Annotated in this window: 19 protein-coding genes and 1 tRNA gene; 6 read left to right on the top strand and 14 right to left on the bottom strand. The window is 44.3% G+C overall.

From position 1 onward, the window contains the following. Positions 1-154: 154 nt before the first annotated feature. The 7 genes from ACI4L0_RS00800 to ACI4L0_RS00770 form a co-directional block, all read right to left on the bottom strand. The gene (locus tag ACI4L0_RS00800) at positions 155-613 is read right to left on the bottom strand and encodes a hypothetical protein (protein ID WP_439798271.1); all 459 of its coding nucleotides are present in this window, start codon (positions 611-613) and stop codon (positions 155-157) included. Between the two features lie 43 nt (positions 614-656). Then, complete coding sequence (locus ACI4L0_RS00795) at positions 657-1,037, bottom strand: ParB N-terminal domain-containing protein (RefSeq protein ID WP_439798270.1); 381 nt, start codon at positions 1,035-1,037, stop codon at positions 657-659. Continuing rightward, the gene (locus tag ACI4L0_RS00790; protein ID WP_439798269.1) at positions 1,034-1,438 is read right to left on the bottom strand and encodes a hypothetical protein; all 405 of its coding nucleotides are present in this window, start codon (positions 1,436-1,438) and stop codon (positions 1,034-1,036) included. Before ACI4L0_RS00790 ends, ACI4L0_RS00795 begins: the two co-directional genes overlap by 4 nt. After that, positions 1,435-1,677, bottom strand: a complete 243-nt coding sequence (locus ACI4L0_RS00785; protein WP_439798268.1) for a helix-turn-helix domain-containing protein — start codon at positions 1,675-1,677, stop codon at positions 1,435-1,437. Before ACI4L0_RS00785 ends, ACI4L0_RS00790 begins: the two co-directional genes overlap by 4 nt. Before the next feature lie 253 nt (positions 1,678-1,930). After that, the gene (locus ACI4L0_RS00780) at positions 1,931-3,265 is read right to left on the bottom strand and encodes a tyrosine-type recombinase/integrase (RefSeq protein WP_439798267.1); all 1,335 of its coding nucleotides are present in this window, start codon (positions 3,263-3,265) and stop codon (positions 1,931-1,933) included. A gap of 134 nt (positions 3,266-3,399) precedes the next feature. Continuing rightward, positions 3,400-3,472 (bottom strand) — tRNA-Met (locus ACI4L0_RS00775). Between the two features lie 172 nt (positions 3,473-3,644). Then, complete coding sequence (locus ACI4L0_RS00770) at positions 3,645-5,996, bottom strand: helix-hairpin-helix domain-containing protein (protein WP_439798266.1); 2,352 nt, start codon at positions 5,994-5,996, stop codon at positions 3,645-3,647. A 154-nt stretch (positions 5,997-6,150) separates the two neighbouring features. On the opposite strand from ACI4L0_RS00770, the gene ACI4L0_RS00765 reads away from it, so the two are divergent. Beyond that, positions 6,151-8,391, top strand: a complete 2,241-nt coding sequence (locus ACI4L0_RS00765) for a patatin-like phospholipase family protein (RefSeq protein ID WP_439798265.1) — start codon at positions 6,151-6,153, stop codon at positions 8,389-8,391. A 41-nt stretch (positions 8,392-8,432) separates the two neighbouring features. Here the strand turns inward: ACI4L0_RS00765 and ACI4L0_RS00760 are convergent, their stop codons facing one another. Continuing rightward, a complete protein-coding gene (locus ACI4L0_RS00760) occupies positions 8,433-9,008 on the bottom strand; it encodes a shikimate kinase (protein ID WP_439798264.1) in 576 nt (191 codons plus the stop codon). 107 nt (positions 9,009-9,115) lie between these two features. Here ACI4L0_RS00760 and ACI4L0_RS00755 point away from each other — a divergent pair, with 107 nt between their 5' ends. After that, positions 9,116-9,679, top strand: coding sequence for a flavin reductase family protein (locus ACI4L0_RS00755; RefSeq protein ID WP_439798263.1), 564 nt, complete (start codon positions 9,116-9,118; stop codon positions 9,677-9,679). Between the two features lie 78 nt (positions 9,680-9,757). Here ACI4L0_RS00755 and ACI4L0_RS00750 read toward each other — a convergent pair whose 3' ends face one another. Further along, entirely contained in the window at positions 9,758-11,041 is a 1,284-nt protein-coding gene (locus ACI4L0_RS00750; RefSeq protein ID WP_439798262.1) for a Crp/Fnr family transcriptional regulator, read from the bottom strand. Between the two features lie 154 nt (positions 11,042-11,195). Between ACI4L0_RS00750 and ACI4L0_RS00745 the strand changes: the two genes are divergently transcribed. The 3 genes from ACI4L0_RS00745 to ACI4L0_RS00735 all read left to right on the top strand — a co-directional run bounded on the left by ACI4L0_RS00745 (position 11,196) and on the right by ACI4L0_RS00735 (position 14,130). Further along, positions 11,196-12,077: a PHP domain-containing protein gene (locus ACI4L0_RS00745; RefSeq protein ID WP_439798261.1), complete on the top strand. Its 882-nt coding sequence runs from the start codon at positions 11,196-11,198 to the stop codon at positions 12,075-12,077. 87 nt (positions 12,078-12,164) lie between these two features. Continuing rightward, a complete protein-coding gene (locus ACI4L0_RS00740) occupies positions 12,165-13,229 on the top strand; it encodes a hypothetical protein (protein WP_439798260.1) in 1,065 nt (354 codons plus the stop codon). A gap of 37 nt (positions 13,230-13,266) precedes the next feature. Further along, positions 13,267-14,130, top strand: a complete 864-nt coding sequence (locus ACI4L0_RS00735; RefSeq protein ID WP_439798259.1) for a peptidoglycan DD-metalloendopeptidase family protein — start codon at positions 13,267-13,269, stop codon at positions 14,128-14,130. A 57-nt stretch (positions 14,131-14,187) separates the two neighbouring features. Here ACI4L0_RS00735 and mnmA read toward each other — a convergent pair whose 3' ends face one another. Continuing rightward, entirely contained in the window at positions 14,188-15,405 is a 1,218-nt protein-coding gene (gene mnmA / locus ACI4L0_RS00730; protein ID WP_439798258.1) for a tRNA 2-thiouridine(34) synthase MnmA, read from the bottom strand. Between the two features lie 119 nt (positions 15,406-15,524). On the opposite strand from mnmA, the gene ACI4L0_RS00725 reads away from it, so the two are divergent. Next, entirely contained in the window at positions 15,525-15,845 is a 321-nt protein-coding gene (locus tag ACI4L0_RS00725; protein ID WP_439798257.1) for a CHY zinc finger protein, read from the top strand. A gap of 73 nt (positions 15,846-15,918) precedes the next feature. On the opposite strand, the gene ACI4L0_RS00720 is transcribed toward ACI4L0_RS00725, so the two are convergent. The 4 genes from ACI4L0_RS00720 to ACI4L0_RS00705 are packed head-to-tail and all read right to left on the bottom strand — an operon-like array spanning position 15,919 to position 21,458. Then, positions 15,919-16,506 carry a YigZ family protein gene (locus tag ACI4L0_RS00720; protein ID WP_439798256.1) on the bottom strand — a complete coding sequence of 196 codons (588 nt, stop codon included), beginning with the start codon at positions 16,504-16,506 and terminating at the stop codon, positions 15,919-15,921. Further along, a complete protein-coding gene (locus ACI4L0_RS00715; RefSeq protein WP_439798255.1) occupies positions 16,490-17,392 on the bottom strand; it encodes a hypothetical protein in 903 nt (300 codons plus the stop codon). Before ACI4L0_RS00715 ends, ACI4L0_RS00720 begins: the two co-directional genes overlap by 17 nt. A 20-nt stretch (positions 17,393-17,412) precedes the next feature. Next, positions 17,413-19,392: a DNA topoisomerase IV subunit A gene (locus tag ACI4L0_RS00710; RefSeq protein ID WP_439798254.1), complete on the bottom strand. Its 1,980-nt coding sequence runs from the start codon at positions 19,390-19,392 to the stop codon at positions 17,413-17,415. Positions 19,393-19,403: 11 nt separating this feature from the next. Beyond that, entirely contained in the window at positions 19,404-21,458 is a 2,055-nt protein-coding gene (locus ACI4L0_RS00705; protein ID WP_439798253.1) for a DNA topoisomerase IV subunit B, read from the bottom strand. Between the last annotated feature and the right edge of the window lie 230 nt (positions 21,459-21,688).

Genomic DNA, 21,688 nt, shown 5'->3' with positions numbered 1-21,688 from the left:
TTCCTGAAAATGCAGTCCGCCGAAAGTTAAGGTGTCAAAACTTCGGAAGGAACTGAAAATCAGTTTCACGCCGGACTCACCGGTGATGTTCCGGAAGTGACTTTCCCTGCCTGAAACTCAGGCTTTGGAAAGTTTTGCTCCTGACAGGCTCATTTTAAAAAGGCCGGGCTTTTTCCAGAAGAACCTTCACTGCATATTCCTCAACGGCAGCGTCCGCTTCCCGTGCGGCACTTTTTAGAAGGGAAAAGTCTTCCGGCCTGAATTTCAGGTTCAGGTTTTTAAAAGCCTTTTTTCCGGCGGAATTTTCATCCGGCTTTGATGTCCTCCCTGCGGAAGGTTCTGCATTTTCTGTTTTTACCCCGGCAGGATTTTTTCGGATTTTTCCCGCTTCGGCAGCCGGAACTTCCGCCTTTTTTTCATCATTCCTGACTGTTTTTTTCAGGCTTCCGTACGCCTGGTTCAGGGAAATCTCTCCTTTTGCCAGGGATTCCTTTATTCCGGCGTCTGCCTTGGAGTCCACTTCCTTCGCCTTTGAAATCTGTCTGGGAGAAACGCCCAGTTTTTCGGCGATTTCAGCATCGGTGAAAAGTTTCTTCCCTTTTTCGTCCTTCATTGAAGCAATCGTGCTGTATGTTTCAATCAGTACGGAATCATCCTTATATGTTCCGCCTGTTCATCTGAAGGTTGATTTCATAAAGCAGGGCTTCCTTCTTTGTTTCAAATCTCTTGATGATGACGGGAACTTTTTTTATTCCTGCTTCTTTTGCGGCCATATAGCGGCTGTTTCCGTCGAGGATTGCAAAGTTTTCGTCGATGACAATCGGCTGGGATTTGTCGAAGCCGTTAGCCTTCATGTCTTCCGCAATGCGCCGGACTTTTTCTTCTTCCTGTTTGAACACAGCCCTGTAGTCCTCGTCAAAGTGCAGCCTGTCGATTGACGACACGATCACTTTGTCCGAAATGAATGTTTTTGCCGCGGCATTGATTTTGTCCGCCGCCCTGTTTGATCTGCTTATGATGCTGTTAAAAAAATTCATATAGTCTCCTGCAATTCAGGCCTGTCTGCCTGATTCTGTTTTGCCGCAAGCCTTGTGCTCCGGCTTTCAATCTGTGCCTTCAAAAGATTTGCATTCAGCGTGGAGCAGGGAATCAGGGAATAGGATTTCAATGCTCCGTGCGATGCATCGATTGAAACGGTAATTGTTCCGAACTGCATTCTGATGCTTTCAAGATCCGACAGAATCCTGCCTTCGATTTTTTCCGTGAACACTGCATTTTCCGCATTGCGTTCTTCCGTAAAAAGTTCCTCAGTCCTTGAGAACCTTACGGAACAGATTTTTCCGTTGTGGATTGCATAGGAAATGCTCGCGCTTCCGTTCGCAGGGCAGCTGTCTTTCATTGCCAGAATGCCGTCAAGAAAACTTACGGAACGGTTCATGCTTCGCCTCCCTTGACGGAGTTTTTTCGTATGCTGCCGCTGCTTCTGTGCGCCTGAATGTAGGCCGCAAGATCGCTGCGGTACACGAAGGTGTGTCCGTTCATCCGTGTTCTTGGCAGTTCGCTGTCCGGAATGTGTGAGTCCAGCTGTGCATAAGAGATTTTAAGGATTTCCTTGACCTGTGCTCTGGTCAAAAGGGTTTCGTTTGGAAATTCTGCGATTTCCAGAGAATTTGACATTTTCATTGGATTCCTTTATGGCTGTGCAGGCCACTTGTGTAAAACATTTGGTCAAACTGATGACCGATGCAAAATAAAGAAATCAAAAAATTCGCACTGGTAATTTTTTGAATTACACCCGGGCAGGGTTTTTCAAAAAATCATTGTATTCTGTTCGCCTCCTGACCTGGGCAGGCGGAGTCATATATTTAAAATATAGTAAACCGTCAGAATATAATCAAGCAAAATCCGGTCAATTATGCACTACAGGGCATTAAAGTGCCATATCTTCGAAATCAGGACATTTCAATGCCTTCTCTACAATATCCCCGAAGAGCTGTTCTGCTGCATTTCCCATCGTTTCGATGGTTTTCTGCTGTTCAATGTGCTTTGAATAGTGTTCGAACATCTGCTGTGATTTATGTCCGGATACCATTCTGATCATACGGTCATCGTTTACAACATACTTTGCTTCCGTACAGAATCCAGGTCGCCAGCAATGAAATCCGTATTTTTCAGGATTTTTATGCCCGATATCTTTTAAAACTCTCTGAAGGTATTTATTAAAATTTCTCTGATTCATCGGTTTTGAAGGGGCTTGTCCAAAAAAGACAAAAGTTTCGCCCTTATATAAAGAATACTTGGGATTGCATTTTGCCCTTTCGATTAATGCTTCCCTCAATGAATCTGAAATAGGACAAGGCCGGCATTCACCGTTTTTCGGAGGAACAAGCTCATTATATTTATTGTATGAATGAGAAACCTGGATATAATTTTTCTGGATGTCCTGAAGCCTTAAACCCTGTACTTCACCGGCCCTCATTCCGGTATACATTGCCAGAAGATTTGCAAGTCTTGAAACTTCATTTCCCCATGGAGCCTCAAATACTTTTGCAACATCAACTTCTGAAAGTACTTCTCTTTCTTTTGAGGTTACTTTAATTCTTGGCAAATCATTGAATCCGCCAATTTGTGTCATGTGTCTTTGATAAGCCCATTTTAAAGGAATCGTAACGCAATCCATAATTCCCTTGATTGTTTTTGATGAAAGTTTCTGTATTCTTTCATCCTGATAAATTGCAGTAACATCATCCGGCGTGATTTCTCCCAGAAGGCGGCCTTCAAAAAATGGAGCCCAGTAGCGTTCAACTCTGCTATAGTTTGTAGCAAAATAATTATGGCTCAAAGTTGTTCCAAGAACTTTCTTTTCTTTGTAGTACGGAGATGTTTTATATGTCCAGAAGTCGTAAAGAAACGGAACGGCAGGAGTGCTTCCCGGTTCTGCCGTAAGGATTCCAGAAACAAGCATCTTTTTTTCGATAAGAACATCTACGATATGCTGTACATCGTCACGAGTCAGTTTCATCGTCCTTAACTGTTTCAGCCAGGACACTTTTTCTAAATTTTTTGATGTGCTGTCCGGAGTTTTAGAATTGATTCTTGCTGGAATGTTTCCGTTTGCAAGCCACTGATACGAAATTTTCTGCGCTTCATTATAGTTCGGTGTTCCCGTGCTTTTCTGGTAAGACAAAGAACCGTCCTCCAGCCGGAACTGAACATAATAATTGCCGCCATGGCGTTTTGTTGTTAAATAAAAAAGCTTAGCCATGTAAACCACCTTTTCATACAGCCGAAAAGTTTTCATAAAAACCTTTCATAAATCTGTAATGTAGTTCCACGCTAAGCTATTCAGTGATAGTTTAGAAGTGTCGTAAATCCTTGTAACACAAGGATTTATCAGTTTAGCTGGGGCAGGACTCGAACCTGCGGCCTCCGGGTTATGAGCCCGACGAGCTGCCAACTGCTCTACCCAGCGTCGTAATGTGTTTTAATATAATAGGAAAAATCCTTATAAGTGTCAATACTGAAACAGTTTTTTTTATAGAAAGTCAAAATACAATTTTCCGAGTTTTAAGCCGCGCTATTGCAACGACTTAAAACTCGCAGGAACTCTGAAAATCCCCAAAATGAATTTTTAGAAATTTCCGCTATTTTTTCAGCAATGCGGCAAACGGATTATAGTACATTCCGTCATCGCTGCCGAAATTCTGCTTTTCCCTGTGCAGCTTTCTGGTCTTGTCAAATGAAGCATTTTCACCTGAGGCAGAATGTTTTTTTACAACAACGACTTTTTTCTTTGCGCCCGACGATGCCCCGGCAGGACGGGAAGCGGCATCTGACTTCAGCGAAAGACTGATTCTCTTTCTGTCAGTGTCCAAATCGATTATTGTAAATTCCTTGACATCGCCAACTTTAATCACATCCATCGGATCGGAAACAAAATTGTCGCTGAGCTCTGAAATATGAATAAGTCCTGTTTCGTGCAGACCGATATCAACGAACGCGCCAAAGTCAACAACGTTTTTGATTTTTCCAGTAACCTTCATGCCAACCTTCAAGTCTTCAAAATTCAGCACGCCCTTCTGCATAATCGGCGCAGGGTAGCCGTCGCGCGGATCACGGTTTGGCTTGAAAAGCTCATCAATGATATCATTTATTGTGGTTTCGCCAATCTTGTATTTTTCCTCAAGCTGACTCTTAAGCTCCGCGGAAATTTTTTCCTTCCTCTGAACAAGCGGAAGAACTTCGCTTGCAACCTCGTAGTTTTCAGGATGAACCCACGTGTTGTCCAGCGGATTGGAGCTTTCAGGAATTTTCAGAAATCCAGCGCACTGCTCAAACGCCTTTGGGCCAAGCCCCGAAACTTTTTTCAGCTCCTCGCGGCTTGTGATTTTTCCATTTGCATCGCGGTAGGCAACTATTTTTTTCGCAAGGGAACTGTTGATTCCAGAAACATACTTCAAAAGGCTTGCGCTTGCTGTATTCAGATTCACTCCGACCTGATTCACAACGGAGCCTACAACTTCGTCCAGTGTATCTGAAAGTTTTTTCTGGTTGACATCATGCTGGTAAAGTCCAACACCGATAGCCTTGGGGTCGATTTTAACAAGCTCGGCGAGAGGATCCTGTAGACGTCTTCCCATTGAAATAGCGCCGCGGATTGTAAGATCCAGCTCAGGGAATTCCTCGCGCGCAATGTCGCTTGCAGAATAAACAGAAGCTCCGCTTTCATCTACAACTGTATACATCACATCCGAATAATTTTCGCTGATAACCTTGCTTACAATCGCCTGAACTTCCTGGCTTCCGGTTCCGTTTCCAACAGCCACAACCTGAATGTCGTACTTGTCAATCGCATCATTGATCGCCTTGTATGAGCCTTCCGGGTCAGAGACCTGTTTTATCAAAAAGTACCCGAGGTATTTTCCGGTTTCGTCAAGGGCAGCGCATTTTGTTCCCGTGCGGATTCCAGGGTCAACTCCAAGAACGCGGCTTCCCTTTATCGGCTGTGTCATCAAAAGATTTTTTAGATTCTCGCTGAAAATTCCGATTCCATGCTCGTCAGCCTCATCAGTTTCGTCGCTGCGAATTTCACGGACAACAGCAGGACTTAAAAGCCTAACAACTCCATCTTCAACCGCAGCAGGAAGCTCCTTGTTCACTGAAGAATATTTTTTCAGAAGCAGCTTCACGGCGGATTCAACATCCACATCGATTATAACTTCAAGAGCGCCCTCACGCTCAGCGCGGTTTATTGCAAGTATGCGGTGCGGCTTGACATGGCTCAGAGGCTCGCTGTAGTCCCAGTACATTTTATATGTGGAAGTTTTTTCAACAGTTTCCGCATCCTGTCCTTCAGGAACAATTCCTTTTGTAACAACCGAACCTGTGTCCATGTAAAGCTTTCTGACATCCTCGCGGTTCTTTGTGTCCTGGGCTACACGCTCCGCAACAATATCCCGCGCACCGGCAATGGCAGCTTCCGCGGTTTCAACATTGAGGGAAGAATCCTCGTTGTCTGTCTTTATAAATTCCTTTGCCTTTTCAAGAAGCGCATCATCCGAAAGCTCGTACATTGCATCTGCAAGCGGCTCAAGTCCTTTTTCCTGCGCAACCATTCCGCGTGTCTTCTTTTTCTTTTTGAACGGAGCCCACAAGTCCTCAAGCTCAGAAAGTGTCTTTGCGCCCATTGCGGCGTTATACAATGATTCAGTGAGCTTGTTCTGGCTGAAAATTCCCTTTACGATTTCAAGGCGGCGTTCCTCCAGATTTCTATAGGAAGTAAACAGGTGGTCACATTCGCGAACCTGAAGCTCATCGAGCGAGCCGTGCTTTTCCTTGCGGTAACGTGCAATAAAAGGAATAGTGCATCCTTCCTGAACAAGGCTGATGACTGCGCTCACCTGCGGAACCTGGATATTCAGCTCCCCGGCGATTTTCTTCATGATTTCAACTTCATTAACTGACAATGCGTCTATTTTTTCTTGAGTAAATTCCATAGGACGCTATTTTACGAAAAAAACAATCTTGCGTAAAGAGCCGCCTTTTTTTTGCAAAGCTCCGCAAAGCCAGCTGAAAATCCAAAATCAAAGTTTTTTAAGATAGCTTTAAAATGGGTTTCTCGAAACGCTCAAAATATGATATGTTTCCCTTATGAATTTCAAGCATGTTATTTCCGCAGTTTTATGCGCGCTGCTTTTGCCCGTGTCAGTTTACGCAGAAAAGCCCAAGATTGCTCTTGTTCTGAGCGGAGGCGGCGCAAAGGGTTTTGCTGAAATTCCCATCATCGAAGCTCTTGAAAGCGAAGGCATTTTTCCCGACATGATTCTGGGAACAAGCATAGGCTCTCTCATTGGTGCGATGTACGCGGCCGGCTACACGCCAAAGGAAATCAGGAGCACGCTTCTGTCCATGGATTTTATGACAATTCTGAATGAGCGTCCTGCCACTCCAGAAAAAATTCCGCCCGAGGCATTTTCAAAAAAAACTGACGGCCTGTCCTTTTCATTTTCAGATGGAAAATTCGGATCCGCGCCGGGGCTTGTGGGAGATCAGAAAATTCTCTGCGAGCTTACAAACCATCTGTGCAAAGTTGCGGACATAACAGATTTTGACAGGCTGTTTATTCCATTCAGGGCAGTTGCGGTGAATGCAGTGACGGGCGAGCAGATTATCATTAAAAGCGGCTCCCTTACAAGGGCGGTGCGGGCGAGCATTTCCATTCCTGCTGTGTTCACTCCTGCGCCCACGGAAAATAATCTTTACGCAATGGACGGAGGACTGAGGAATAATCTTCCCGTGCAGATTGCAAAGGAAATGGGAGCGGACATTGTTATTGCGGTTGACGTGGCAAGCGTAGTGGACACAGATCCTAAAACGCTGTCTGACTTTTACTCAATCGCTGTGCAGATTTTCAACCTTGTGATTTCATCAAATGCAGTTGAGCAGTACGAATACGCGGATTTTGTTTTCAAGCCGGATCTTTCCAGCTTCAGCACTTTTGATTTCCAAAAGCCGTCTGAAATTGTCAGGGCAGGAGAACGGTGCGTTGAGCAGAACAGGGAAAAAATAAAACAGCTTGCGCGGCAGATTGAATCAGCCGGAGGAACTTTAAAAAAACTGGACTACAACCGCGAAGGCGAATACAGCAGGCTTCCCGATCCTTTTATAAGCAGAGTTTCAGTCCGGGACATTTCTTTTACCGAGCCTGTTCCGATTCCATCAGAAAAAGACTTTGAAAAATTCACAGGGCGGAAACTTGACGGCGCGGCAAAAAAACAGCTTGCAAAAAAACTTGATCGGCTGAAGGAGCGCTACCATCTTTCTTCCCTTGTCTACTCTCTGTCCTATGACGAAGACGGCGCGGCAACACTTGAAATTCTTGCAAACCACTACGAACAGAAAATGAACCATATTTTTTTCTCGGGATTTTCATCTGTTTCAGTTACGAACTACAAGCCGCAAAAATATCTTGCTGTAAGTCCGGATTTCACTATAGGAGTTTTTCTCCGCTCGCCGCTTGAATCGCTTTTCAGGCTTTCATTCGGAAACACAACAGTATTCGACACTGAATTTTTCCCCAGAATCTTCCGCTCAGAAACAGGAGAGCTGAACCTGGATTTAAAAGCCTCCGCAAAATACGGAAGCTGCTCACCGCAGACAAGCAATGTTTTCAACGAAAAGGAATCGGCGGAAGACAGGGGCATGAATTTTTTCGGTGGAATAAGATTCAAGCACACGGATTATTTTTCAGCCAAGGCAGGCATCGCCTATTCAGCCGACAAAATAAATTCCACAAATGAATGGCACAACACCAGCTATCTGCACAACGAAATTATATTCACTTCGCTGCACAACAACTACATAATGCTATACGGTGAAAAAATAGAAGCCCTTCTGGATATCAGCAGCAAAAACAAAAATTCAGCGGGAAACCCTGTGTCTGTGTACAACCTCAGATTTTCCGCCGAAAAAAGATTCGAGATTTTGGACGAGAAAAATTCAGCGGGCATTTCATATACTTTTTGCAGCAACCGCTTTCCCTATGAGCTTAATTCCGGATACTGCGACTTCGGCGGAACAGACGGAATGTGCGGCTACCCTTCAGGAACACTCAGGCGCGACTTTTCAATCGCAGGAATTTCCTTCAGGCAGAAACTCATGTGCATTGCAAGCATGCCGCTGTTTGCGGTTGCAGAAACAAAGGTTTCGGTCAGCTCAGGATACGATCCTTTCATCCATAAGGAGGAGCCGCCGGACAGTCTGTTTTCCGATAAAAAAGTTGAAACCGGCGCAGGGCTTTTTCTTGCGCTTCACACGCCGCTTGGAAATCTTGTTTTCGGAGGAAGCATGAATTCAGACCTTGACTGGTACATCACACTCGGACTCAGATAAACAGCTTCCTGCTCAAAGCTGAAATTTTCTGCGGCGATAATTCAAAGGGCGGCGGCGATTTTTTCCGCAAGGGTGGAAATTTCAAGTCCGGTTTCATCTATGGTTATGTCAGCGTATTTTTCATAGAGGGGGCTTCGCTCGCTGTAAATGTCATGCAGAGTTTGCCCCGGCCTATGCACAACTCCCCTTCTATCCAAATTGCCGAGCCGCTTTTCAAGAGAATCAAGGCTGACCTTGAGATAGACAACGGTTCCGTTCTTTTTAAAATGCTCCATCGCAGCTTTTCCAAAAACCGCGCTGCCTCCTGTGGCAACAACAGTTTTTTTTATGCCCAGTGAAGAATTCACCCTGTCTTCAATTTTAATGAATGTGTCCGTTCCCTGCTCAAGAATAATGTCGCAGAGTTTTTTCTTCATCTTCTGCTGAATCACAAGGTCACTGTCCACAAACTTATAGTTCAGCATTTTTGCAAGCACAACACCAACCGTGCTTTTTCCGGCGCCCGGCATTCCGATTAAAACCACACTGTTTTTCATACGCTCAAGAAAACAATAATCCGAATGTGGATTATCCTCAAAATAATATCTGCTGGCAAACCGCTTCGTGTCAATCAGCATTTTTGTAATTATTACCCAAACAAAAAATCAGGTCAACCGCGGCGCGCTTGATGCACAAGCAAAGTTTTTTTTGTATACTTTGTCATTGACTTTTTACGGAGGAAAACATGAGAAAAAATTTCGGGCCAAAGGAATGGCTTTATCCAATGCCGGTTCTTATCATCGGCACCTATGACGAAAACGGAAAACCTGATGCAATGAATGCCGCATGGGGCTCAATAAGCGATGACAGGCAGATTGGAATTTGCCTGAGTCCGACACATAAAACTGTAAAAAACATAATGAGCCGCAAGGCATTCACAGTAAGTGTCGGAACCGAAAAACTTGTAAAGGAGTGCGATTACTTCGGAGTTGTTTCGGCAAACGAAGACCCCTGCAAATTCGAAAAATCCGGGCTTCATGAGCAGAAATCGGAATTCGCAGATGCTCCGCTCATACAGGAATTCCCGTTTGTGCTTGAATGTAAGCTCATAAGCTACGATGAAAAATCCTGCCATCTGTTCGGGGAAATTCTGAACATCAGCATTGATGATTCAGTTCTTGATGCGGAAGGAAAAGTTGACGTAAAAAAACTTGCTCCGATTGCCTACGACCCTGTGAACAAAAACTATCTCAAGCTTGGAGATCCGGCCGGAAAAGCATTCTGCATAGGACTTGAGCTGAAAGCCTAAAAAGGGCTGAAGAAAAAAACACAGGCAGCCGTCATTTTTTTTCAGCGGAATAACGAGGTGTGAACTTTGCCGCACGAATTAAATCAGCGGCTGCTTTGAAATTGATTCCAGCTTCATGTAGTAAGAATCAACCATTCTGCGCATATCGTGAATATTGGAAACAATGATATGATCTTCAAATATCTGGATTTTTCCGCGGTCCATCAAACGCATAAGGCAGGATTTTGCCTGGTCAAGCGGAATCGAAGCCCAGCTTGCAATGTCCTCTGAAGTAACAGAAAATTTGCGCTTGGAATTTCCATCGTCATCGCGCTTTCTGGAATTTCCTCCGGCAAGCTCATCGTACATCAGGAAAACATCGCAGATACGGACAGAAATATCTTTTATCAGAACTATTTTAAACTGGCGGTACTGGTCATAAATACGCTTGCAGAAAAGCTTCAGAAGATTCATGACAATCTGCGGATTTCCAAGAACAAGCGCCTTGAAATTTTCCTTGTTGAATTCAAGACAGGCAACATCAGTTCTTGCCACGCAGGAAGCGCTTCGCTGTGAATTATCAAGGATTGCCATTTCACCAAAAAATGCACCGCTTCCAAGAATATCAAGAATTTTATTCTGATCCTTTATGCATTTTTCAATCTGAACTTCACCATATTTTATAAGATAAAATGTCTCGCCCGGCTCATATTCGCTTATAATAACATCGCCTCTGCGGTACTTCTTGGTAAAGCGGTCAAAAACAGGGAGCGAAAACTGGTTTATCGCAAAGCTTTCAGAATCTGACAGCGCATCCTCGGACGAACCGCCGCTGCTGATTTCGCGCCCTCTGCGCAGATTGGAATCATTGAGCAGCTTTACAACATCCGCCTTGTTCAGCGGATCGGGATTCAGCTTCAATATTCTGGAAAGAACATCATAGCAGCTCTTGTACTGCTCGCCCTTGTAAAAAGCCTTGGCGACCATATACATTCCGTGCTCCGGGGAAATCGAAATGCTGCTTCCTCCAAGATACTGCTCCGTTTTTCTGTGAATGTCCCTCAGCGACTTGCTGAAAACCCTGAGCATTTTTTCTGTGATAACAGCCTTTGCGCCGAACATCTTTTCAAATTCAGAAACAGAAAACTGCACAACAATAGAATCAAGCAGAACCGATGCTGTAACAAGGCTCGGCATTCTTGCAAGCGCGCTTTTTACTCCGAAAAATTCGCCTATATGAAGCTGCTCTGAAACCTGCTCCCCAGTCTCCAAATCCATGCTTCTCAAGGCAACTGCGCCGGACTGAAGAATATAAATATTCTCATCCTTGTCGCCCTCAAAAAATATAATAGAGCCTCTGCTGAACTGAACAACTTTAGACATATATTTCCTCGTAAAAAAACAAATCAACAACCCCGATGCAAAAGCGGAGGTATGAAACACTCGCACGAATCAGGACAGTTACCTGAAAACAACTATACACGTTTAGTATATCATTTTTTTTTTGTTTATGCTACCTTGTCTTAGAGAATTCTGCATGATAGACTTGCATACCCATTCAACCGCCTCAGACGGTACACTTGACTCTGAACAGCTTATTTCCTATGCCGCTGAAAAGAAAATTTCAGTGATTGCGCTCACAGACCACGATACTATCGATGGAATTCCCAGCGCGCAGGAAAAGGCTCGGAATCTGGGAATTGAATTTGTTCCCGGAATAGAAGTTTCCATAAAATGGCCGACCGGAGAATTTCATCTTCTTGGGCTTGGGCTGAAACATCAGGGAAAAAAACTTCTTGAGCTTATCGAATTCCTCAAGGCGGAGCGGAATTCAAGGAACTTAAAAATAATCCAGAAACTTCAGGAGCAGCAGATAGACATCACATACGAAGAGCTTCTGCAAAAATCCGGCGCGCTCACAATAGGAAGGCCTCACATAGCAAAACTTCTTGCGGAAAAAGGCATTGTAAAAAAGCCGCAGCAGGCATTCGACAATTTTCTTGCAAAGGGGCGGCCGTGCTATGTCAGCAAGGAAGGCGCGGATTTGGCGCAGGCGGTTCAGGCCATAAAAGAATCCGGGGGAATTCCCGTGCAGGCTCATCCGCTTTCAATGTACGTTTCCTGGGGCAAAATGCATGAAACCATGGCGCAGATAAAAAATTCAGGCGTTGAAGGTCTTGAAGCCTACCATCCGGGAGCACGGCTTTCGGAGGCGCAGAAACTCAGGGATCTTGCGGAAAAACTCGGAATGATTTCAACAGGCGGAAGCGATTTCCACGGCGAAAAAGTGCGCGCAGACAGAAAAATCGGATATGCTTCAGGAGGCTATAAAATAAACGACACTTTCTGGACAGAGCAGCTCAGGCCGGCACTTGAAAAAATTCACGGCGGAAGCGACCACAGTTTTTCAATCAGCTAGCAGAAAGCCCGGAGCAAAACTTTCCGCGCAAATCAGCCATCCGCAAAATATTGAAAATTATCAGCGGTTTATATAGAATAAATCATTATGAATTTCAATAAAAAGAAAAAAAATCTGCTTATTCCCGCAGCATCGATATTCTGCTTGCTGTATATCATTCTTTCTGTGCGCCCAATGAGCCACGAAATCCACTTTACGCCTGAATGGACAGAGGACATTTCCCATCTCCAGGCAAGCTCAGAAAACAGCAGACTGATTCCTTTCAGGCTGGCACAGAACATCGGATATTTTTCAAGCGACGGCAAAATCACTTCGGTGACAACATTTCCTTTTAAAGCTTCGATTTCAGACAAATGGTACACGCTTTTTTCGCCGAGCAGCACAGAAGCTGAATTCTTTTTTGCGGACGGAACAAAGGCTGGAACAATAAAACAGGCAGGCTTTCCTTTTTTTCAGCAGGACAGAATTTACGTAATGCAGCCCGGCGGAACTTCATTTTTAAAATGCAGCGAGCAGGGAAACATGGAATGGGGCTATGACCACTACTCGCCGATCACAGCATTTTCATCCAGCAAAGGCGGAACTGTCGCAGGCTACGCAGACGGAACGGTGATTTCATTTTTGCCGGACGGAAAAGTAGACCAGAAATTTTCCCCGGGCGGAAGCAAAAACGGCGTTATTCTGGGAGCCGCGATTTCCGAGGACGGCGGAAAACTGGCATGTGTTTCCGGGCAGGATCAGCAGCGTTTCATAGTGGCGGAAAAAAACGAAGGGCACTCAAAAATTATTTTTCATGAATATCTTGAAAAATCCGTTGTGCATCAGACTCTTGTAAAGTTTTCGCCGGATTCGGATTTTGTTTACTTCAACGGAAATGATTTTCTTGGAATCGTAAATTTAAAAAAAGCAGCAAGCAGAAAAATCCCGGTCAAGGGAAAAATTTCCCAGATTGAATTTTCAGACAACAAAGAGCTGGTTTTTATTCTGAGCAAAAATGAAAAAAAATACACAGTGACAGTTCTTGAATCCTTTGTGTACCCGATGGCATCGTTCAGCTTTGAAGGCGAAAGCGCTTTTATTCAGACAGAAGGAAATTCGCTTTTTGTAGGCAGGAACACAAAGATTTCAAAAATTTCAATATCAAGAAAATAAGGGACTTTGAAAAATTTATTTTCCCGGAGGAAGCAAAATGAAAAAAACAATATCCGCACTGGTGCTTGCCGCCGCAGGTTTTTATGCGGTTTCGTTCGACTGGCCCCAGAAGGAAATACAGACTGATTCATTTTTTTCATACTTTGGACAGCTGCGCGGAAACACTATAAGCTCATCGCTGATATTCAAGGACAGCTCCGAAATCAAGGCGGCTGACAAGGGAAAAGTCATTGCGGTGATTTCAGACCACAGCGACGACTTCGGATGGTTTGAATCCGCGCTGGGAAATTCCATCATCATTTCGCACAATGACGGGCTTTCAACAGTTTATTCAAATCTTGACGACGGCTCCATTCCAGCGAAAATAGAAGCAGACGGCAGTGTTGAATCCGGAGAATATCTGGGAATAAGCGGAAACAGCGGATGGCAGGAAGGAGAAAGCTACCTTGAATTCAAAGTGTTTGACTCAGAGAACAGCTCGGCCGTGAATCCAAGAATTCTCATGCCGCGCACAGGAAAAGAGCTTCCGCTTTCAGCCGGCACAATAACACTCATAGACAGCAATGGAACAAGCCGCAATCTTTTAATCGAGCGCAGGCTTCCGGCTGGAAAATACCGTGTCTACAGAACAAGGCAAAATGTAGCCGTTCCCTATAAGACAATCGTGTCTGTGAACGGCACAACCGTGGAAAGCATTTCATACGATGTTTTAACGGAAAGCAGCGGAAAGCTCGGTGTAAGCGGAAACAGCCACTACAGTGTAAAGGAAATTTATCCTGACAGCACAAGACAGCTTGCAGGAATTGTACAGCTGAACAAAGGCTCATGCACACTTGGAATCACAGTTGTAAACATACTGAATTCAGCCTCGTCAATTTCATACAAGCTTGACATATACTAAGCCCGCACATTCAAGAAAAACGCAGCCCTGAAAAAACAGCGGAAATATTCTTTAAGTTCACCTCAGGGCTTTTGAAATAATTCCGCCGCCAAGAGTTATTCCGTCGCGGTAAAACACAACGGACTGCCCCGGAGCAACTGCGCGCTGCGGCTCTTCAAATACAACCTTATAGCATGAACCGCAGAACTGCTCGTTTTCCAGAGGCTTGTACGGCGACAGATGGGCTTTTACAGGCTTAGAGGCAAGCCGGATTTTTACCATGGCATCAAATTCGCAGGCCGGATCATAATCACCCGGCCACACTAAATCGTCCGCAATAAGCCCGGTGCAGAACAAGTCGCTGTCCCTGCCCAGAACAACAAGATTTCTTTCCTTGTCAATTTCGGCGACATACAGCGGATACGGCGCGCTCACTCCAAGGCCTCTTCTCTGCCCTATTGTGTAATGCTCGATTCCTCGGTGCCGTCCAAGCCGCTTTCCGTCCAAGTCGATAAAATCCCCGGGAACAGAAGGCTTGTCCCTGAACATGAACTCAAGCATGGGAGCGGGAATAAAGTCCTGGCTTTCCTCTTTTTCCGCGGCCTTCAGTCCACGTGAGCGGGCAAATTCAAAAACTTCTTTTTTGCTGAGCCCTGCAAGCGGAAAACGGACTTTCTCCAGAACTTCGCTCGGAATTCTGTATAAAAAATAAGCCTGGTCTTTTGCAATGTCGGAAGCTGTGTGAATCTGAACTGGGTGGCGGCTTCCCCTTTCGTCCTTTGAGGCATTTTCGCCATAGACAGAAGAAAGCGGACTCAATCCGCGGACAGCCTTTGCATAATGCCCGGTGCAGAAATAATCATAGTCAATTCCCATGCTGCCCAGCCCCGAAAGCATTGCGCCGAATTTTATAAAGCGGTTGCACCTTATGCACGGATTTGGAGTGCGCCCGTTTCTATACTCGCGCTTGAAATATTCTATGACTTCCTGCTGATATTTTTGCTTTACATCAACAACAACATAAGGAATGTTCTGCTCCATGCAGAATTTCCGGTTTTCCTCAATATCCTCGACTTCCCGAGGACTATAGCAACTGTCGGGAATTTTATAATCATCCGGCAGATTAAGATCAGCTTCCTGCCACAGCGACATGGTAACACACGTTACATGGCAGCCCCTTTCCTTTAAAAGCATCGCTGTTACAGTGGAATCAACTCCGCCGGAAAGTCCCACAACAACCCTGTCTCCCTTTTTAGGAAGCTCAAGCTCCTCATAAATCAATGAACCGCATTCCATAAATCAATTATAGATAGAATCGCCCAAAAATTCAAATGCGCTGAAATTCCCCAAAAAGCACAGTGCCGCTGTAAAATGTCCGCTTTGACGTCCGCCATGATTTTGGCTAAAATGCACGCATGAAAAACACAGGCGGAAAAATCCACGGAAAACTCACAGATCAGCAGGGAAGATGCATTCACTATAATTCGCCGCTCGATGTGATTGCCAACAAATGTTCCGTCTGCAAAAAATTCTATGCCTGCTACAAGTGCCACGATGAATCAGAAGACCACAGATTTTCAGCCGTTTCAGATGATGAAAAAGACACCGTGATGTGCGGAGTCTGCGGACGCACTTTCAGCTACAGGGAATACAGCGCACTGTCGTTCTGCCCCGGATGCAAAAGCCGCTTCAATCCGCGCTGCGCCCTGCACAAAAATATTTACTGCGGGCTTTAAAATGCTGAAAATATTTTTTGCGCAAAACAGGCACTGCATCAAAAAAATTACACTGATTGAAATTCCGCGGGAATCAAATGCACTTTACAGTTCCCTTTGAAATATTTTTTATCTGCTCCAAAAACGCATCCTTTTCGGAAGAAAAAATTTGTCCGCAGACAGAAACATCAGAGGCAAAAGTTTCAGACAAATTTGAAATGCTGTAGCTTTCAAACATCCGCTTCAGTGCCTGGTAAATATCATATCCGCATGAAAAAGAAAAACTGCTCTTTTCAACGTAAAGCTCCGACCTGCACACAGAAAGCACAGCCTTTGCGCTTTCACTGTATGCGTGCACCAGTCCGCCTGTTCCCAAGAGTGTTCCGCCGAAATACCGTGTGACGGTAAGAAGAATATTTGTAATGCCGCTCCCCTTCAGCACATCAAGCACAGGACGGCCGGCAGTTCCTCCGGGTTCACCGTCATCGCTCATTCCGCAGGTTTCAGCATTCAGACCGACTACAAAAGCGTGAACCACGTGGGTTGCATCAAAATACTGCTGCTTTACCTGGTGCAGAGTTTCCCGTGCGCCCGCCTGGTTTTCCACAGGAAAAACCTCCGCAATAAAACGTGATTTTTTTATAACAAGCTCAGCCCTGGCCTTGTCAAGAAGAATGTTCATTGCCTGCTCCGCCAGTCATTCCGTTGACACTCAAAAATGAAAAATAATAAATAGGAATACAAAAGTAAGCCTTTGAAAAAATTGTGTGGCACTGAATAAAAGCGAAAAATCCAATCAAAAGCGAAAGAAAATTATTTTGAAAAGCAAGAGCCTTTAGAAAAATCAAGATAAAAAGAAACACCGTATTTTTCAGGCACGAAAAAATCACAAAGCCCATGTAATGAAAATATCTTCCGCAGATAACAAAAAGCGTTTTCTTTACTGCGGCTTTAAAAGTCGCCTTTTTATTTTCAAGAATGACATTCCATGTAAAAATAAACGGAGTAATGAGCAGGACAAAAAGCACAGAGAAAGCCATCGAAAAAAACATGCACAGCGAAAATGAATCTGATATTTTTTTACACAGTTCCGGAGTAAGCGAAGGATGCTCAAATTCTATCTGCGGAAAAGAAAAAAATGCGATAATTTTTTCTTCAAGGGAAAAAGTCAGCGCAATGGAAACAGCAGTCACAAAAACCACAAGCACCGAAAAGAACACAGAAGCGTTGAACACAGTCCTTGAATTTTCAATAAAGCCAGAGAACATTCCGCCCGGCGCAATTTTTTTTCCCAGAATAATATTTGTAAAACTGGAAATAAGTCCGTAGACCATGGTAAACACAACAACAAGCATCATAAAGGTAAGAACAGCGGAAACCACATATCCTGCAGCAGAGCCATTCGAAATATAAACCGGAAAAAATCCGCTTGTAATTAAAAAAGACATTATGATGTCAAAAAGAAACACCTGCATAATGGCATACATTATGTTTTCAGACAGTCGCTTTTTTAGAACCTCATACATTCTGCGGTATTCAGGCTTTTTCATTTTTTCCCTACAATTCATTTCTGTAATTCCGATTTTCCTTATAAATCAAGTTTTGCTTGCACAGCAGCATCTTCAACCTGCACAGATTCAACTTCCCTGGAATCAAGGCGAACGCCGTTTGACTTCAGGCCTTTCTCCTCAAAATTCTGGGCTTTGAAATTCTGGGCTGTAATTTTTATGCGCGGCTTTTTCACGTAATTCAGAGTAAAAGAAAATTTTTCCCTGGTATCAACATGAAGAACTTCCATTCCGTCAGGAGCAAAGCTGTAGTCCCTGTTCATAATCCAGCCGGAAATTCTACAGCGCTTTATAAAACAGAATTTTGTCTTGGGGTCGCGGTAGATTATTGTAAAAAGAATTTTGCTGATAATTTCCTTGTCCGCATAATTGCAGAACCAGATTCCTGAATCAACAAAAAGCTTGTCGGGCACATCAAAGACTGTCCAGAGTCCGCTTTTTCTGACAATAATAATGCGGTCAAACGGAGTGACTTTTAAAATTTCCCGGCCGCCGCTCACAGCAATTCCAAGATACCCCTTGTCGTCGTAGCGCAAAGGAGTGTCCCGCTGCACAATCTGCTTTGCATTGACCGCTGAAAACGAAGTTATTTCTGTCTGCCGCTCAAGAAGCGCAGGATTTATCGCAGTGTGATTCTGCTTCGGGTCAAGCTCTGAAAATTTTTCAAGGTCGCCTAGGATTCCGTCAAGATATTCAATGGCGCAGTCTGTCAGATGCTTAAGGCGGCGGGCAATTTCCTTCAGCCGCTCATTGATTGCCTTGACCTGGCTGCGGTTTTTATTCATGTCAAAAAGCGAAATCCGTCTTATCGGAATTTTCAAAAGCTTTTCAACATCGTCATCGGAAATATCCCGGACAAGCTCATTCTTGAACGGAACAAAACCTTCCTTTACAGCCGCGGTTACAGCCTCTTCAGTTTTCATCTGCTCGATTGACTTATAAATTCTTTCTTCAATAAAAATGCGCTCAAGGGTGCGCTGATGAAGCTCCTCTGTCAAAGACTCGCGCTCAAATTCCAATTCGTCCTTTATAATGCCGGTAAGTTTCTTTGCATAATACTTTATGATTTCTGTTGCAGTCATCGCAATCGGCATATTATCCTTGATGACAAGCATTTGGCAGGCTATGGATTTTTCACATGACGTGTATGCATACAGGGCTTTTTCAACATCCTTTGCATACACACCGCGCGGAAGCTTTATTTCAATATTGCAGTGGTCAGTTGTAAAGTCTTCAACAGAGCTGATTTTGATTTTTCCGGCTTTATAGGCGGCGTCAATCGAATCAAGCAGATCCCGGGATGTTGTTTCAAGCGGAAGCTCCGTTATGACGATTTTCTTTTCATCGCTTAAGTCAAAGCGCGCGCGGGTAATTATCTTTCCGTTTCCGTCATTGTAGTTGCTCACATCCATAAGTCCGCCGGTCGGGGAATCAGGATAAATCTTAAATGGCTGTCCGCGAAGCGCCTTTATTTCAGCATCAAGAACTTCCTTTATATTATATGGAAGAATTTTTGTGGACATTCCGACTGCGATTCCCTCTGCGCCTCCCAAAAGCACAACCGGAATTTTCGCGCGGAACACAACAGGCTCCTTGCTTCTTCCGTCATAGCTGGGAACATACTCCGTGATATTCGGATTGTACAGAAATTTTTTTGCGATGGGATGAACGCAACATTCAATATAGCGCGAAGCAGAGGCGCTGTCGCCCGTGTACAGGTTTCCGAAATTTCCCTGCCGCTGAATAAAAATTTCCTTGTTTGCAAGAACAACCAGGGCGGCTCCGATCGAGGCATCTCCATGCGGATGGAATTTCATGCAGTCGCCTACAACACCTGCAACCTTGTGCATTCTTCCGTCATCGATGTTGAACAGCGTGTGCATAATCCTGCGCTGAACCGGCTTGAGTCCGTCCTCCAGATCAGGAATCGCGCGGTCGCGTATAACATAGCTGGCGTACTCTATAAAATTCTTGTCGAATAAATTTTTTACAAATGCCATTTTAAAATTTCCTATGCATCTATGTCAGCATTGCTCAGCAAATGCTTTTCGATAAAAGCCCTTCGTTCCGGTGTGTTCTTTCCCATGTAAAATGCAAGAAGCTTTGGAACCATTTTCAGCTGGCTTATCTCAACGGGCGTAAGATGGATTGTTTCCGGGGAAATAAAATCCTTGAATTCAGACGGACTGATTTCTCCAAGCCCCTTGAACCGTGTTGTTTCCGCGGAAGCCCCGAGCTTTTTCTGAGCCTTGTCGCGCTCATCTTCGCTGTAGCAGTAAATATTTTCCTTTTTATTTCTCACGCGGAAAAGAGGAGTTTCCAGAATGAAAATACGGCCGGAAGTTACAAGCTCCTCAAAATATCCCAGGAAAAAAGTCATCACAAGATTCCTGATGTGGAAGCCGTCATTATCAGCATCCGTTGCAATCACAATCTTGGAATACTTTAAATTTTCAACATCCTGCTCAATTCCAAGAGCCATCATAAGCTGATAAAGCTCATCGTTCTTGTAAATTTCGCTCTGTTTTTTTCCGTACATATTTTCGGGCTTTCCGCGCAGACTGAAAATCGCCTGATAATCAGAGTTGCGCGAATGTGTCATTGTGCCGGAAGCGGATTCTCCCTCGGTGATAAAAATCATGCTGTTTGCGCCCTTTGCTCCGTCCTGAACATGAAAGCGACAGTCCTTGAGTTTTGGAATTCTTATGCTGATTTTTCTTGCGGCTTCCTTCGCCTCTTTTTTTACTGCGCTCAGCTCTGTGCGGAGCTTTTCGTTCGCCTGAATTTTTTCCTGAATTTTCTTTGCAGCCTCGGGGTTGTGGTGAAGCCAGTCGTCAAGTCCGCTCTGTGTTTCCGACACAATCCACTGGCGTATGTCCGTGTTGCCGAGCTTGTTTTTTGTCTGGCTTTCAAAGACAGGCTCCTTGACTTTTACAAGAACAGCGGCCGCCATTCCTTCGCGGATATCTTCAGTTTTATAGGAAGTTCCATAAAAATCATTTATTCCTTTTACAAATCCTTCCTTGAACGCCGCAAGGTGGGTTCCGCCGTCCGCAGTATACTGTCCGTTTACAAATGAAAAATAATTTTCCCCGTAATTGTTCGTATGGGTAAAGGCAAATTTCAGCCGCTCGCCCTGATAGCTTCCAATCGCATACAGAGAAGTCCCCTCGATTTCCTTGTTGAGCAGATCAAAAAGCCCGTTGTCGCTTTTAAAATCTTTTCCGTTCAGCTTTAAAGTCAGACCGGCGTTAAGATAGGCATAGTTCCAGACGCGCTTTTCCACAAACTCCATGTTGAAATTGTATTTTCCAAAAATCGCTTCATCTGGGACAAATTCAAAATAAGTTCCGTCCGGCTGCTTTTGCTTTAAATTTCCCGAGCGGTGCCCTGTAAGTTTTCCCTGCTCAAAAACAGCCTCAGCGCACTGCCCGGCGCGAACAGAAACAACACGGAAATACGAAGAAAGCGCATTCACAGCCTTTGTTCCAACGCCGTTCATTCCCACTGAAAACTGAAACACATCGTCATTATATTTTGCGCCTGTATTGATTTCTGAAACACACTCGACAACTTTTCCAAGCGGAATTCCCCGGCCATAGTCGCGGACTTTCACACGGTTGTCCTTTACTTCAATGTCAATTCTGTTTCCAAAGCCCATGATAAATTCGTCTATGGCATTGTCAACAACTTCCTTGAGCAGAATATAAATTCCGTCATTCTGATTGGAGCCATCTCCAAGCCGTCCGATATACATTCCTGAGCGCAGACGGATATGCTCGAGCGCGTCAAGGTGAATGATTTTATCATCGCCGTAGTCCTTGCTTTTCGGCGCGGCGGATTTTGCAGGAAGTTTTACAACAGAAACATCCGGAGTCTTTGAAACAACAGAGGTTTCCCTGGCTTTTACTGAAGAAGTTTTCTTTGTCTGAGCTTTAGGCTTTGCCGCTGATTTTTTTTCAGGCGCGGCTTTCTTTGTTTTTTTTGCCGCCGAAGCTGACGGCTTTATATTTTTCGCAGATATTTTTTTTACTGTCTGATTTTTATTTTCAGTTTTTCCACCCATAATGTTCTATTTTAATACATAATGCAAAATACTTCAATCAAAGTAAACTCACCGCCACGGAAATCAATTCCTGCAAAAAAACACAGCCTAAACTGCGCCGCAAGACAATTTATACTGCCATTCTGAATTTCATACTGTCATTCCGAATTTATTTCGGAATCCATACACTGTACAGCATAGATTCCGAAACAAGATGTCATGATATAAATATCTGAAATGTGGTACTCTGA

The organism is Treponema sp. (assembly GCF_051883275.1).
Lineage (GTDB): Bacteria > Spirochaetota > Spirochaetia > Treponematales > Treponemataceae > Treponema_D.
Note: the sequence above shows the minus strand (reverse complement) of the source record. Positions and strands in the feature narration are given on the sequence as shown.

Coding starts and splice junctions, on each gene's coding strand:
- mnmA (WP_439798258.1), bottom strand. CDS start 15,405: ATGGAATGCGGTTCATTGATTTATGAGGAGCTTGAGCTTCCTAAAAAG.
- ACI4L0_RS00720 (WP_439798256.1), bottom strand. CDS start 16,506: ATGAACATTCTTCTTGACAAGGCCAGGGCTGAGCTTGTTATAAAAAAA.
- ACI4L0_RS00750 (WP_439798262.1), bottom strand. CDS start 11,041: ATGTCTAAAGTTGTTCAGTTCAGCAGAGGCTCTATTATATTTTTTGAG.
- ACI4L0_RS00705 (WP_439798253.1), bottom strand. CDS start 21,458: ATGGGTGGAAAAACTGAAAATAAAAATCAGACAGTAAAAAAAATATCT.
- ACI4L0_RS00735 (WP_439798259.1), top strand. CDS start 13,267: ATGAAAAAAACAATATCCGCACTGGTGCTTGCCGCCGCAGGTTTTTAT.
- ACI4L0_RS00745 (WP_439798261.1), top strand. CDS start 11,196: ATGATAGACTTGCATACCCATTCAACCGCCTCAGACGGTACACTTGAC.
- ACI4L0_RS00725 (WP_439798257.1), top strand. CDS start 15,525: ATGAAAAACACAGGCGGAAAAATCCACGGAAAACTCACAGATCAGCAG.
- ACI4L0_RS00715 (WP_439798255.1), bottom strand. CDS start 17,392: ATGAATTGTAGGGAAAAAATGAAAAAGCCTGAATACCGCAGAATGTAT.
- ACI4L0_RS00795 (WP_439798270.1), bottom strand. CDS start 1,037: ATGAATTTTTTTAACAGCATCATAAGCAGATCAAACAGGGCGGCGGAC.
- ACI4L0_RS00740 (WP_439798260.1), top strand. CDS start 12,165: ATGAATTTCAATAAAAAGAAAAAAAATCTGCTTATTCCCGCAGCATCG.
- ACI4L0_RS00780 (WP_439798267.1), bottom strand. CDS start 3,265: ATGGCTAAGCTTTTTTATTTAACAACAAAACGCCATGGCGGCAATTAT.
- ACI4L0_RS00770 (WP_439798266.1), bottom strand. CDS start 5,996: ATGGAATTTACTCAAGAAAAAATAGACGCATTGTCAGTTAATGAAGTT.
- ACI4L0_RS00755 (WP_439798263.1), top strand. CDS start 9,116: ATGAGAAAAAATTTCGGGCCAAAGGAATGGCTTTATCCAATGCCGGTT.
- ACI4L0_RS00800 (WP_439798271.1), bottom strand. CDS start 613: ATGAAGGACGAAAAAGGGAAGAAACTTTTCACCGATGCTGAAATCGCC.
- ACI4L0_RS00765 (WP_439798265.1), top strand. CDS start 6,151: ATGAATTTCAAGCATGTTATTTCCGCAGTTTTATGCGCGCTGCTTTTG.
- ACI4L0_RS00710 (WP_439798254.1), bottom strand. CDS start 19,392: ATGGCATTTGTAAAAAATTTATTCGACAAGAATTTTATAGAGTACGCC.
- ACI4L0_RS00790 (WP_439798269.1), bottom strand. CDS start 1,438: ATGAACCGTTCCGTAAGTTTTCTTGACGGCATTCTGGCAATGAAAGAC.
- ACI4L0_RS00760 (WP_439798264.1), bottom strand. CDS start 9,008: ATGCTGATTGACACGAAGCGGTTTGCCAGCAGATATTATTTTGAGGAT.
- ACI4L0_RS00785 (WP_439798268.1), bottom strand. CDS start 1,677: ATGTCAAATTCTCTGGAAATCGCAGAATTTCCAAACGAAACCCTTTTG.